General features: G+C 72.1%; 13 protein-coding genes. 3 read left to right on the top strand and 10 right to left on the bottom strand.

The window, feature by feature from the left end; all coding sequences use genetic code 11:
- Positions 1 to 25 precede the first annotated feature (25 nt).
- From BUB75_RS15815 to BUB75_RS15790, 7 genes are all read right to left on the bottom strand, one after another.
- Positions 26 to 517: an SDR family NAD(P)-dependent oxidoreductase gene (locus BUB75_RS15815; RefSeq protein ID WP_073257818.1), complete on the bottom strand. Its 492-nt coding sequence runs from the start codon at positions 515 to 517 to the stop codon at positions 26 to 28.
- On the bottom strand, positions 508 to 1203 hold the full coding sequence (locus BUB75_RS46255) for a hypothetical protein (RefSeq protein ID WP_073257816.1): 696 nt from the start codon (positions 1201 to 1203) through the stop codon (positions 508 to 510). Before BUB75_RS46255 ends, BUB75_RS15815 begins: the two co-directional genes overlap by 10 nt.
- Positions 1200 to 1430 (bottom strand): hypothetical protein, encoded by a 231-nt coding sequence (locus tag BUB75_RS48845; RefSeq protein ID WP_073257814.1) that lies wholly within the window; start codon positions 1428 to 1430, stop codon positions 1200 to 1202. Before BUB75_RS48845 ends, BUB75_RS46255 begins: the two co-directional genes overlap by 4 nt.
- On the bottom strand, positions 1427 to 2977 hold the full coding sequence (locus tag BUB75_RS15800; protein ID WP_178379876.1) for a DHA2 family efflux MFS transporter permease subunit: 1551 nt from the start codon (positions 2975 to 2977) through the stop codon (positions 1427 to 1429). Before BUB75_RS15800 ends, BUB75_RS48845 begins: the two co-directional genes overlap by 4 nt.
- Positions 2974 to 3141, bottom strand: coding sequence for a hypothetical protein (locus BUB75_RS46250; RefSeq protein ID WP_178379875.1), 168 nt, complete (start codon positions 3139 to 3141; stop codon positions 2974 to 2976). The genes BUB75_RS15800 and BUB75_RS46250 overlap by 4 nt, the downstream gene beginning before the upstream one ends.
- Positions 3138 to 3383 (bottom strand): hypothetical protein, encoded by a 246-nt coding sequence (locus BUB75_RS15795; RefSeq protein WP_218617542.1) that lies wholly within the window; start codon positions 3381 to 3383, stop codon positions 3138 to 3140. Before BUB75_RS15795 ends, BUB75_RS46250 begins: the two co-directional genes overlap by 4 nt.
- Before the next feature lie 81 nt (positions 3384 to 3464).
- Positions 3465 to 6197, bottom strand: a complete 2733-nt coding sequence (locus tag BUB75_RS15790) for an AAA family ATPase (RefSeq protein WP_073258451.1) — start codon at positions 6195 to 6197, stop codon at positions 3465 to 3467.
- Positions 6198 to 6874: 677 nt separating this feature from the next.
- On the opposite strand from BUB75_RS15790, the gene BUB75_RS15785 reads away from it, so the two are divergent.
- Positions 6875 to 7876 (top strand): LacI family DNA-binding transcriptional regulator, encoded by a 1002-nt coding sequence (locus BUB75_RS15785; RefSeq protein WP_073258449.1) that lies wholly within the window; start codon positions 6875 to 6877, stop codon positions 7874 to 7876.
- A gap of 33 nt (positions 7877 to 7909) precedes the next feature.
- On the opposite strand, the gene BUB75_RS15780 is transcribed toward BUB75_RS15785, so the two are convergent.
- The gene (locus BUB75_RS15780; protein WP_143175234.1) at positions 7910 to 8272 is read right to left on the bottom strand and encodes a hypothetical protein; all 363 of its coding nucleotides are present in this window, start codon (positions 8270 to 8272) and stop codon (positions 7910 to 7912) included.
- Positions 8269 to 9276, bottom strand: coding sequence for a hypothetical protein (locus tag BUB75_RS15775; protein ID WP_143175233.1), 1008 nt, complete (start codon positions 9274 to 9276; stop codon positions 8269 to 8271). Before BUB75_RS15775 ends, BUB75_RS15780 begins: the two co-directional genes overlap by 4 nt.
- 270 nt (positions 9277 to 9546) lie before the next feature.
- Between BUB75_RS15775 and BUB75_RS46245 the strand changes: the two genes are divergently transcribed.
- Together BUB75_RS46245 and BUB75_RS15765 are read left to right on the top strand one after the other, a co-directional pair.
- Positions 9547 to 10491 (top strand): hypothetical protein, encoded by a 945-nt coding sequence (locus BUB75_RS46245; protein ID WP_178379874.1) that lies wholly within the window; start codon positions 9547 to 9549, stop codon positions 10489 to 10491.
- Positions 10492 to 10605: 114 nt separating this feature from the next.
- Positions 10606 to 11568, top strand: a complete 963-nt coding sequence (locus tag BUB75_RS15765; RefSeq protein ID WP_084741234.1) for a cation diffusion facilitator family transporter — start codon at positions 10606 to 10608, stop codon at positions 11566 to 11568.
- On the opposite strand, the gene BUB75_RS15760 is transcribed toward BUB75_RS15765, so the two are convergent.
- Positions 11562 to 12695, bottom strand: a complete 1134-nt coding sequence (locus BUB75_RS15760; RefSeq protein ID WP_073257804.1) for a HupE/UreJ family protein — start codon at positions 12693 to 12695, stop codon at positions 11562 to 11564. The two genes, BUB75_RS15765 and BUB75_RS15760, sit on opposite strands and share 7 nt — an antisense overlap.
- Positions 12696 to 12733: the final 38 nt, after the last annotated feature.

Below are 12733 nucleotides of genomic sequence, written 5' to 3'. Positions count from 1 at the left end.
GTAGCGTGAACGGGCTCGCTGCGGGTTATTGACCTGTGACGGCGAGCGCTATCGCAAGCTGCGCTTCGGTGGGAGCGATGGCGCTGACTCGCACGCCGTGGTCGGAGAGGTCGCGGCGAAGTGAGTCGGCTAGCTCGGCGGCCTCGGGCGTCCCGTCCAGTGCGATCAGGTCCGCGACCCCGCGCGGGGAGTCGGCGGCGGCGCGCGCCAGGTACAACAGCGCGGCGTGCGCGACGTGGAGCATCTCCGGCACCCTGCCCACCAGCACGACGATGTCCAACCGGCCGAACTGCGCAACCGTGCGCTCGACGGCGCTGACCGCCTCCGGCTGCTTGGCCACGTCGGCTTGGACGACGAGGACCGTGTGATCGATCATCGCGGCGAGCTCGTCGAGCCGGTCCCGGCGGCCGGCCACGAGCGCGACCGCTGCCCCTGCGGTGGCCAGTAGACGGGCGGCGGCCGATCCGGGGCCGGTGTCGACTCCGGTAACCAGCGCGACGGCGCCGGTCAGCTCCACGCGACGGCCTCCACTTCGATCGCCACTGCGACGGCCTGCCGGTCGATGCCGCCGTCGGGGTTCCGGACGTGCACCAGGCGCCGCGTCGGCACCTGGATCCCGTCGAAAGCACGGTATGCCGCCGGGTACTGCACTGCCGGGCCACCGCCGAGAAGATCCATTGTGTAGTCCAGACGCCGCAGCAGCCCGGCGTCATCAAAACAGTAGATCTGCTGCCGGCAGTGCGCCGCGACGCTGTCCGGGTACGTGACCAACAACCGGCGCCAGGTCTGCCCCTCCTCCGGCCACGGCGAGATCTCCTCGGTGAGGAAGTCCGAGCGGACCAGCACGAACGGCGTGACCAGGTAATTCCACACCGACAATGCCACGAAGTAGGCCACCTGCAGGTCGTCCCAGCGGGAGGGGTCGGTACGCCCGGCGAAGGCCACCAGCGGCTCGCGGCGCTCCGCCGTCGGCACTCCGCTGGTGGTCGACAGCGTCTGCCGGTGCGGTTCCCACGTGCCGTACCAGCCGGGCAGCGGGAACGGGCTGAGTAGAACGCGCTGTTCCCTGGTCTCACCCTCCACCGTCACGGCGTCCAGCTGGACGATCCCGGTGACCGACACCGATGCCCGGAACCGGGAGAGCTCCTGCCAGCGCGGCAAGCCCCCGTGAGCGTCGACGGCCAGGGCTAGCAGATCGTTCATGCCCGCACGAACTGCTGGCCGCCGTCGATGTCGTACGTGACGCCGGTCAGCGCGGTGTTGGCCGTGTCGACGAGCCCGGCGGCGATCAGGTTGAGGCGGACCGGCGCGAGGTTCGCCGCCGCAACTGCCGCGACGTCCGCGGCGGCGCGGGCCAGCCGGGTGGTCTCCAGCCCGATGCCGGAACTTCCTCCGATGAGGACGACGGTCTGCTTGTCCAACAGGCTCATATCAACTCCTTGGCCGACGACGTGGAGAGCGGCGGCGCGCAGCCGTGGTGCGGTGCGGCCGGGACGACCCGCGGTGCCGGGACCGCCGGCCGCCGGTCAGTGACGAAGACCGAGGTGACCAGCGCCGCGACACCGCACACGGCGGCGAGCGCGACCATCGCGGGCCGGTAGCCGTCGACGAGCGCGGCCCCGAGCCCGGCGCCGCCACCGACGCCCACGAGCACCGGCACCGCGGCGATCGCCAGCAGGCCGCCGAGCCGGGACGCGGCGTCGTTGACCGCGGACGCCTCACCGAGGTCGGCGTCGGCGACCGCCGCGAGCACCGCCGCAGTCAGCGGAGCCACCGCCAGCCCGATGCCGAGGCCCCACAGCAGCGCGCACGGCAGGATCACCGCCGCGTAGGACGAGCCGGGCACCGCCCAGCCCAGCCACCCGATCGAGACGCCGACGACCAGCATCCCGGCGACCATCAGCCTCCGTGGACCGAGCCGGGCAACCAGCGCCCCACTCAGAGGGGACACCGCGAGGAACACCGCCGACGACGGCACCAGCGCCGCACCGGCGGCGGCCGCCGAATACCCCAGCTCCAGCTGGCACTGCAGGATCAGTAGGTAACCCGCCGCGGCCAGCGCGCCGTAGAACAGCACGGTCGCGACGTTGATCGCGTCGAATTGGCGGGAGCGGAACAGCGAGAGGCGCAGCATCGGGGCGCGCACCCGCCGCTCGGCCGGTACCAGCGCGGCCAGCGCGACGAGCCCGAGCACGCCCGGTACGAGCACCCGCGCGGTGCCCCAGCCGGAGGACGATGCCTCGGTCAGCGCGTAGATCGTGCCGCCCAGTCCGACGACCGCCAGCAGGACACCGGCCCAGTCGAGCGAGAGGGGCCGCCGCGCGGAAGGGTTCTCCGGTACGAACCGCAGCACGACCAGGCCCGCGGCGATCAGCGGAACGTTGACCAGGAACACCGTGCGCCAGGACGCGTGGTCGATCAGCCAGCCGCCGGCGTAGGGGCCGAGCGTCGTACCAACGGTGGAGATCGCCGCCCACACCCCGATGCCCCGGGCGCGGTCCGGTACCCGCAGCGCGCCGTTGAGCAGCGCGAGGCTGGTCGGGACGACGAGCGCCGAACCGGCGCCCTGCAGGACGCGCGCGGCGATTAACGCTCCGACCGAGGGTGCCACCGCACACAAGATCGAGGCGGCCAGCATCACCAGCAGCCCGATCACGAGGATCCGGCGCCGCCCGAACCGGTCGGCCAGCGCCCCGGAGAGCAGCAGCAGCGCGGTGACGGCCAGGAGGTAACCGGTCAGCACCCACTGCACGCCGACGACGGCCGCGCCGAGGTCGCGGCCGATCGCCGGGACCGCGACATTGACCACGTTGGCGTCGAGGAAGCTCACCATCGAGGCCAGCACGGTCGCCGCTACCACCGCGGCCCCCGCGCCGCTCCGCAGCGCAAGCAGGGCCCCCGCGGCCGCAGGCGCCGGATCGGCCATGGGCGCTGCGGAGGCGGCGCCCGGAGTCTCGGCGGTCTTGATGCGGGTCATGACGCTCCCGCCTCGGCCCGTCGAGCGCCGCGGATCTCCGCCGCGATCCTCGTGTTCGCGAGCCACCGCTCTTGCACGGCCTCGCCGGGTCGCAGCGACTTCGACGGGACGCAGGCGTAGTACGAGCATTCGCCGCCGACGACGATCACGTCGAAGTCGGTCACGACAACGCGGCTTCCATGTGCCTGCCCGCCTCGGCGATCGCCTCGTCGGGCGTGCGGTCGGCGGCCCTGGCGACGATGTACGCCGAGTACCAGTCCGACCAGTGGTGCGCAGCAGGTGCGACGGCCTCGTACGCGCCGTGGTGCTCCTCGGCTTCGCGTAGCAACTCCGCGAGCGTCGTCGTTGCCGACCAGCTCGGCGCGGGCCGCTTCGATGTTGTCGACGTCGGAGACGGGAATGACAATGACTTCCAGCTTGAGATCCATGGGATCCAGCCTGACGCCGCCGGGCGTCGGACGACCCAGGGAGAGTCCCTGGTCTTTTGTTACGGGAGGCGTACCCCGCGCAGCTGACGGCGGGAGGTGATGCCGAGCTTCCCGAAGACCTTGCGCAGGTGCCATTCGATGGTCCGCGCACTCAGGAACAGCTGGGCGCCGATCTCGGGGTTCGACAGGCCTGCCTGGGCCAACCGCGCGATCTGCGTCTCCTGGGCGGTCAGCGTCGTCGGCGTCGTCGCCGTCTCGCGTTTCCGGACCGAGGCGCCGACCGTCGTCAGCTCCCGGCGGGCGCGCTCGGCGAACCCGGCCATCCCGATCGTGCTGAGCATCTCGAACGCGACGCCCAGCTCCCGCTTGGCGTCCGTCCGGCGGCTCTCCCGCCGCAGCCACTCGCCGTACACCAGGTAGGTGCGGGCCAGGTCCGCGCGGGCGCCCGTGCGGCTCAGGCAGTCGATCGCCGCGCGGTAGTGCTCCTCGTCGCCGGTGACCAGCGCCCGCGCCCGCGCCTCCACTCCGAGCGCCCACGCGGTGCCGCTCGCGCGGGTCTGGGTGGAGAGCCGGTCGAGGGCCTCTTGGGCGACGTCGAGGCGGCCGGTTCTGCTCGCTGCCTCCACCAGCTCGGGTAGCCCGTAGGCGTGGGGGGACAGCTCGTTCGGATTGGCGGTACTGCGGAGGGCGGCGGTCAGCGCCTCGTCGTACCGGCCGAGGCCGTTGCAGAGCAGCGCGTGCCAGGACTCCGCGAGACCGATGCCGGAGCCCTCGTCGGCGGCTTCCGCGCTGCGGAGCGCGTCGGCGATCAGTGCCCGCGCGAGCGGCTCGTCGCCGCGGGCCGCCGCCACACACCCCGCGCCGTACGCGGTGATCTTGATCCCGATCACCTCGTTGATCGCGTTGTTCTCTTCGGCCAGTGCCCAGGCGGCCGAGAGCTCGCCGCGGTACATCAGCAGCGGCCCTCGACAGCCGAGGATGAACGGCAACTCCTGGAGGGCGCCCACCCGCCGGGCCGCCCGGAGGTGCCGCTCGGAGAGCAGGTCCCAGCTCTCCTCGTCCCGGAGCGAGACGGCCAACAACGCGCCCTCCCAGAGCCAGCGCAGTTGTTGCTCCGGTGGGGTCGTGTCCTCGCGCAGCGCCTGGATGGCGGCCCGGCACGCCGGCACCGCCTCGGCGAAGTCGGCGGTCAGTGCGGTGTATGCCGCCAGCAGCAAGTCTCCGGGGGTGGGCTGATCGGGCGGCGGCGCGGTGCGGGCGGCGACGGCCGCCGTCGCCGCGGTCACCCCCTCGTTGAGCCGGGAGCCGATCCAGCCGGTCATCAGCGCGTCCAGGTAGGTCTCCCGCGCCAGCCGAGGGTCGAGCGGCTCGAGGCGGCGGGCGGCAGCCAGCAACAGCGGTGTCGCCTCCTTACCGCGGCTGGAGGCGAAGGCCAGTCGGGCGCGGAGCAGGTCGAGGCGCGCCTGGTGCCACTCGTCGGCCGGTCCATCCTCCACGGTGGCGAGCAGCGAGCGGGTGGTGTCGATTTCCCCCGCTGCGACGTGTGCGAACGCCGCGTCGAGCGTCCGCCGCAGCCGTGCGCTCCGCTCCGGCGTCAGCTGCGCCGCGCTCGTCAGAAAGGCCGCCGCGGCGGCCACGCCGCCGCGGGACTGGGCCCGGCCGGCCGACCGCTCGAGCTCGGCTGCCACGTCCTCGTCCGGCGCGAATGCCGCCCGCGCCCGGTGCCAGGCCCGGCGATCCGGATCCGTCTCGATGTCCGTCACGTCCGCTAGTGCCCGGTGGACGCGGTGCCGGTCGGCCGTGGATGCGGCGCGATAGGCAGCGGACCGCACGAGCGGGTGCGCGAACCGCACCCGCTCGTGGATCTCCATAAGACCGGCGTCGGCGGCAGGCACGCTCGCCGCCGGGTCGACGCCGAGGACCCGCGTGGCGTCGTGCAGGCGCACCGGGTCGCCGAGCGGCTCGGCGGCGGCGGTGAGCACCAGCAGTCGGGTATCGGCGGGCAGTTCGCGCAGGCGGTGGACGTAGCTCTGCTCGATGCGGCCGGCCACCGTCCGGCCCTCCGGCAGCCCGAAGCCGCCGGCGAGATCAGCGGCCCGCCACGTCCGCGGCAGCTCGAGCAGGGCGAGCGGGTTGCCGCGGCTCTCGGCGACGATCTGGTGCCGGACGGCCGGGTCGAGGCCGCCCGGGAAGCTCCGCCGGAGCAGGACGTGGGCGTCGGCGTCGGTCAGCCCGTCGACGTACAGGTTGGGCAACTCGGCCAGGACGTCGTGCCCGGCGCCGGTACGTACTGCGCCGACCACCGCCACCCGCTCGGCGAGCAGGCGCCTCGCGACGAACGCGAGGATTTGGGCGCTGGCCCGGTCCAGCCACTGGGCATCGTCGATCACGCAGAGCACCGGTTGCCGGTCCGCGGCCCCGGCCAGCAGTGAGAGCACGCCCAGACCGACGAGGAACCGGTCGGGGGCGGGGCCAGAGTCCATTCCGAAGACGATTCCCAGCGCGGTCCGCTGCGGGGCGGGCAGGCTCGGGATGCCGTCGGCCAGCGGCATGCAGAGCTGGTGCAGGCCGCTGTAGGCAAGCTCCAGCTCCGATTCGACGCCCGCGGCGCTCAGCAGGCACCAGGGCTCCGTGCGGGCGATCAGGTAGCGCAGCAGCGCGCTCTTGCCTGCGCCTGCCTCACCCCGCACGACCAAGACCCGGCTCGTGCCCCCGGCGACGTCCGCGACGAGCCGGTCGAGCGCGTTGCACTCCTCACGGCGGCCGAGGAGGGCGCCCGCATCATCAGCCACGCGGATCACTGTTGCACGGCGGGTCGCACGCCGGAAGCGAGTACCCCGGAACGGGCGACTCACGACGTCGACGCTTCGAAAGTCACTCCCCGGACCCGCCGATACCCGGCCTAGAACGGCCAACGCTGGTCGCGGGCTGACACAGAGGGGGCCAGATAGCGCATCCGAGCGAGACCGCACCGACTTCTGCGCGGCCTCACCCGGGCGGGGTTTGCCCTCGAGGTCGCGATCGAGTGCGCCAGGACCTGGGGGTGTGTCCCGGTCACCGAGCCCAAGACGCTCAGGTGCGGCTACGGCTGGGCCCACCGCTGATCGACGGCTCGGCGTTCGGGACGGCTCCTCCGGGCGACGACGCGCCTAAGCCGCACCGTCCAGACGTGTAGCCGGCGCCGAACGGCTCGGCGATGCTGCGGATCGTCAGGGACGACAGGGGCGTCCGGCAGCGCGGACCGGACCCCGGCTCGCGTCTGCCAGTCGTCGAACACCGCACGGAACATGAGGTGAGTTCCGGGCGGAAGCGGATGCTTCGATGCAGTCACAGTCCCTCCTCGAATCGGGGCAGCGCTTCGCCGGCACGTCCCCGTTACCGTTAACGTGAACGGTAACGGCAGTCTGACGTATGGCCCGACAGACGTCAATCGCCGAGGTCGTGTCGGTCGTGATTGAGTGAGGGCGTGGTGGCAGAGAAGACGGCGGGCGCCGACAAGCGGGTCACTCTCCGGGACGTCGCCAGGGCGGCCGGCGTTTCGCACCAGACCGTCTCGCGGGCGATCAACGGCAAGGGGGAGATCGATCCGGAAACCCAGCGTCGCGTGCTCGACGTCGCACGCGAGCTGCGCTACCGGCCCAGCCGGTTCGGCCGCGGGCTCGTCCGGCCCGACGTGGTGACGATCGGCCTCGTTGTCCCGGACGTGGTCAACCCGTTCTATCCGGAGTTCATCGCCGGAGTCATCGAAGCGGCCGGCGCCCGGGATTGGCAGGTCGTCGTCGCCAGTACCGAGGGCAACCGCCCGCGCGAGCTGACGCTGCTGCGGTCACTCGGCCAGCAGGTCGACGCCCTCGTCGGGTACTTCAGCCATACCGACGCCGAACTGGAGCCGTACGTCGCCGGGGTGCCGCTGGCCATCGTCGACCGGGCACCGGACACGGGGATCCACGCGGTGGTGCGAATCGATAGCGAGGCAGGCATCCGGGCCGGTCTCGAGCACCTGATCAGCCGAGGACACCGGCACATCGGCATGATCGACTGCGTTTCCTACTGCGACCCCGCCGTACGGAGCCGAACCTTCCTCGACGTCTCTCGCGCGCACCGCCTGCCGATCGACGACAATTGGGTCTTCGTCGCCGAGGAGTCGATGGCCGGCGGAGGCATAGCATTCGAGACGCTACGGACCAGGCACCCCGCGATGACCGCGATGATCGCTTTCAACGACCTCGTCGCCGTGGGTGCGTTCCAAGCGGCGCGTCGGCTCGGCGTGGCCATTCCGGCGGAGTGCGCGATCGTCGGTTTCGACGGTCTGAGCATCGGCGAACTGATCGAGCCACCGCTCACCACGCTCCACCTCGACAAGCGGCGGCTCGGCGAGCTCGCGGTGGCCCAACTCGATCAGCTCCTGGCGGGTGAGTTGCCGCCACCCGTAGTGCTCAGCCCGCATCTACTCGTCCGCGGCACGACGTGACAGATCCCAGCGCACTCTGAGGGCCTGACGGGACTAGTCGGTGAGCAGGTCGATCGTGAGCTGAAGCGCCAGCAAGCCGGCCGAGAGCCCGCCAAGATAGGCTGCGATCAGCGCCGGGGTACTCGAGAGACGGCCCCTACCGAGGGCAACCATGCAGCCGACGCATACCGTGGCCGCTGCGCCGACGAACGTCCACTGCACCCATTCGTCCACCGACACGGGACCGATGATCCAGCCGCCGAAACCCGCGAGAAGCATGCCGGCGACGGCGATCCCCGCGAGCGCGAAGACGTTAGGCTTCTTCGACGTCTCCAGGAAGGTCCTGGCGACGACATAGACGGCGACGCCGAGCACTCCCACCGCACCGCCGATCAATAGGCGCAACCAGAGGCTCATGACAGCCATTCTGGCGCGGGCGCGGACATGCTGGTTGCTCGTCTCGCGTGCCAGAGCAGCCCAACAAGGCCAAGGGCGAACAGAACGTTCCCGGCGGTATCGACGGGGCCGGCCGCACCCACCAAGGGCCGCGACGGGAACGCGTACCAGGCGTAGGTCGCCAGTGCGCCGCCGGTCAGCGCGAGCACGTGGCGCCCGCTCCACCCGGGCCGTCGGGTCCAGCGGCGGAGCAGCAACCAGCCGATCAGGTAGAGGCCTAGGTAAACCGCCACAGTCGGCCAGCCGGGGAACCAACCGAGCACGATGAACACGCTGGTCATGACGAAAGCGGTCGTCGCGACCCACCCCGGAGACGGTGCCGCTCGCCCGATCGGGCTCCGCCATCCGATCGGGCTGTGTCGCCGCCCGGCGACCCTGAACGCGGCGACGACGAGCAGCACCACCGTGACCGCCGTACCGGTCAGCTGCTCGGCGGCCGGTACGAATTGCTCGAGATCGTACGTGGCCAGCCAGTTCGTCGCGGCGCCCAGGACGAACACGATGCCGATAACGACTATCCCGCGGTTGCTCAGCCACGGCTCCGCCGCCCGGTGAGGGACAAGCGCTTCAGCCAGTGCGATCGATGCGCTGATGCTCCATACGACATGCAAAGTGAGAACAAAAATCGTCCACCATGCACCCATCTCCACCACAGGAAGACGCGCCCAGCTCAGCAGCGGGTAACCGAAGTAGGAAGGGTTGAACAGGGTGTGCGTCACCAGTCCTTCCTCGAATACCGCGTAGGCCAGACCAAGCAGGAAGACCGTCGGCCAGCCTCGCCGGGTGCGGCGGGCGGCTTCCCGGACCAGCAGCGCGCCACCGCCGTAGAGCGGCGCGGTGAGCACAAGCCACGGCAAGGCGGTCACTGACATGTTGCCGTGCAGGTACTCGCCGATCAGGGGCGCAAGAAGGAACAAGCCGAGCGCCGGCCCCCCGGCCCAGCCCTTTCGGGTGCAACGCAGCACAAGACGCTCCCGGTGGACTTCGCGACGGGTTCCCAAGATCGCCGTTGTCGCGGTCGCGCCGCGACGGACTTTGGTCGCTGCACCCGCGACTTACGTCTGCATCCCCCGACGTTCGGAGGATGAGTTGATCTCTGCGTTGACCCGTTCGACCGGGCGGCGGAGTCGGGCGACGGGCGATCCGCCGGTGCGAGTCACTCGCTCCGAGCGATGTCACCGGCCCCCTGTCGTCCTTACGGTCGCAGCGACCACTCCGACGAGTAGGAGCTGCGGATGCGGCGTGCAGTGGGTATCGCGATCGTCGTGGCCGTATTCGCCCTAGGGCCGGCCGCCTGCGCGGACGGGGAAACCACACCGCGCACCACCGACCGCCCGACATCGACGGCGCGGAGCGAACCCGCCGACAACGAGCAGGCGGAGAGCCCGCGGCCCACCCGCAGCTTCGACCTGGATCGGAGCACGCCCGCGGACGAACCGGAGGCGCCGGCGGAATCTACTCGGCCACCGCTCGCGGCGTCGCCGGACGAGCAGCCGCCCGCAGAGCAGTCTCGGCCGGCCGAGATCCGGCCCGGGGAATCGCAGCCCGGCGACTCGCAGCCCGCAGGCGAGGAGCCCGCGGCCTCGCAACCCGCGGCGGAGCAACCCGCGGCGGAGGAACCCGCGGCCGAAGAGCCCACCCCCGACGAGCCCTCGGCCGAGCAGTCCGCGGCCGCTGCGGCGGAGGACGACGGCATCGGGGTCGGCCCGCTGGTGTGCCTCCTGGTCGTGATCGTGGCCGCGCTGGTCGTCGGCGGCCTGCTGGTCTCCCGGTCGCAACGACGGTCGGCCTGGGACCGCGAGGCACAGGAACTGCGCGGGGAGACGCTGGCGGCGACCGAGAGCCGGCTGCCGCCGGTGTTGAACACGACGGCGGCTGCCGATCGCACCGTGGTCTGGCCGCCGATCCGCGCCGGTCTCGTCGGCATCGTCGGTCGGTGGGACGCGCTCGTCGGAACCGCCGCAGGCGAATCGCGCCGGGACTGGGCCCTCCGGATCAGCGGCCTCCTCCAGGATTTGATCGCAGCCGTCGACATGGAGAGCGAGGGCATCACCGTCGGCCGGAGCTGGCAGACCTTGCGGCCGGCGGTCCTGGAGGCGCAGCAGGCGCTCGCGGCGGCCCTCACGACGCACCCCGAATCGCCGCCGACGGTGACCCCCGGCCAGCCCCAGCCCTACTGACGGCCCCCACCCGGCGAGGGGTTTGTTCTTGCAGGTCAGAGGCTTTTGCAACGTAGTCCCCTCGGCGGGTTCGCGGCTACGGTGGTGGCTGGAACGGCGAAGCGGAGGACGACCATGTCCGGCTCCCACCACGGGCACTCGCACGACACCGCAGACAAGCTGGACGCCGCACTCGAGGCGTCCCGGGAAGGCCTGCGCACGCTGTGGATCTCGTTGGTCCTGCTCGGCTCGACCGCCGCTGCCCAGGCGGTGGTCGTCGTCGCGTCGGGGTCGGTGGCGTTGCTCGGCGACACGCTGCACAACGTCGCGGACGCGTTGACCGCCGTGCCGCTGGGCATCGCGTTCCTGCTCGGGCGACGAGCCGCCACCCGGCGGTTCACGTACGGCTTCGGCCGGGCCGAGGATCTGGCCGGGCTGGCCGTGGTGCTCACGATCGCGTCATCGGCCATCCTCGCCGGCTGGACCGCGATCGACCGGCTCCTGCACCCGGCGACGATGACGCACGTGGGCGCCGTCGCCGTGGCGGGCCTGATCGGGTTCGCGGGCAACGAGGTGGTCGCGCGGTACCGGATCCGGGTCGGGCGCCGGATCGGCTCGGCCGCGCTGGTCGCCGACGGGCTGCACGCCCGGACCGACGGCTTCACCTCACTCGCGGTGCTGGCCGCCGCTGGTGGTGCGTGGCTGGGCTGGGGCTGGGCCGACCCGGTGGTCGGGCTGGCGATCACCGCGGCGATCGTCATGGTGCTCAAGGACGCCGCCAAAGAGGTGTTCGCCCGCCTGCTCGACGCCGTCGACCCGGCGTTGGTCGACGCCGCGGAGACCGCGCTCCGGGGCGTGCCGGGGGTGCGAGACGTCGCCGCCGTGCGACTGCGCTGGATCGGTCACCGGCTGCACGCCGAGGCCGAGATCGTCGCCGACGCGGACCTGACGCTCGCCGCCGCACACAGCATCGCCGCCCGCGCCGAGCACCGGCTCACGCATGCCGTCCCACACCTGGTCAGTGCCACCGTGCACGTCGACCCGGCCAGCCATCCCGGCGCCACCCACCACGCGGAGCTGGCGCACACCGGCTACTGATACGGGCGAGACCGGGGGTCCGCCGACCACCGGTCGACGAAGTAGCCCAGCGCCGCCAGGTCGAACCGCGGGCAGGTCAGCGTGCCGTAGCTGGTCACGGCCTTGAGCGGCTCGGTCTGGCCTTCGGCAGCCCCGGCCGCGATCCGGTCCCGTGCGGTGATGAACTCCCGGAGCCTTCCGACCTGTCGGTCGGTGAGCCGCGGGCTGTATTCGACGACGACGTAACCTTCGGCGACGACGTAAGCGAGCGCATCGTCCGGCGCCGTCTCGTCCGGGCCGTAGAAGCGTTTCGGGACCGCCGCGGCGGGAGCCGCCCAGAGCAGCTCCGACCGGTCGCCCATCCGGCAGCCGCTCGCGGCGAACGCCGCCCCGGCGTTCCGCTGGTCCACCCAGGACACCGCGATCAGCCACACCGCGATCAACCCGGCAGCCACCAGCCCGACCTGCCCGACCGGCCGCCACCCGATCGGCCGCCACCCGGCCGGCTGCGCCGCGCCCGCCCCCGGCCCCGGCTGCGCCGCCCCCGGCCCTGCCGAGGTCAGCCGCCATCGTGGCGCCCACCGCGCCGGCCGACGGCCTGCCACCCCCGCCAGGACCAGCACGCCGATGATCGCGACCAGCTGACCGGCCTCGACCCCGACGTTGAACAGCAACACCCGCGCCAACAGCCCATCGCGGGGCAGCCCCAGCTCCTGCAACCGGGTCGCCAGACCGAGCCCATGAATCAGCCCGAACCCGAACACCACCGCCGCGAACCACCGCCACCGCCGCGGCCCGCCCAGCAGCCCGGCCACCCCCACGAACACCACGCTCAACGCGATCACCACGTCGACGAGCAACGCGTCGACCCGCCACCCGGCGAGCGCCGCCACGACGAGCGTCGTGCTGTGCCCGAGGGCGAACAGCGAGATCAGCGCCACCGCCCGGCGGACCTCCCCGGCAAGGATCAGGACCCCGGCGACGAACAGCAGGTGATCCCAGCCGAGCAGCATGTGCTCGAAGCCGGCTCGGAGGAAGCTCGCCACGGACGGCCCGGTGCCGGTGATCCCGTGCGCCGAGGCCGTGCCGGGAACGGCGAGGAGCGCACCGGCGGCCAGGAAAGCCCCCACGCCGATTCGCCGTCCCATCCCGCCACGCTAACCACGGGTCGTCCGGCGAAGGAACC

The sequence above is a fragment of the Cryptosporangium aurantiacum genome, assembly GCF_900143005.1.
Classification (GTDB): domain Bacteria; phylum Actinomycetota; class Actinomycetes; order Mycobacteriales; family Cryptosporangiaceae; genus Cryptosporangium; species Cryptosporangium aurantiacum.
The sequence above is the reverse complement of the archived record's forward strand: the minus strand, read 5'-3'. Positions and strand labels throughout refer to the sequence as shown.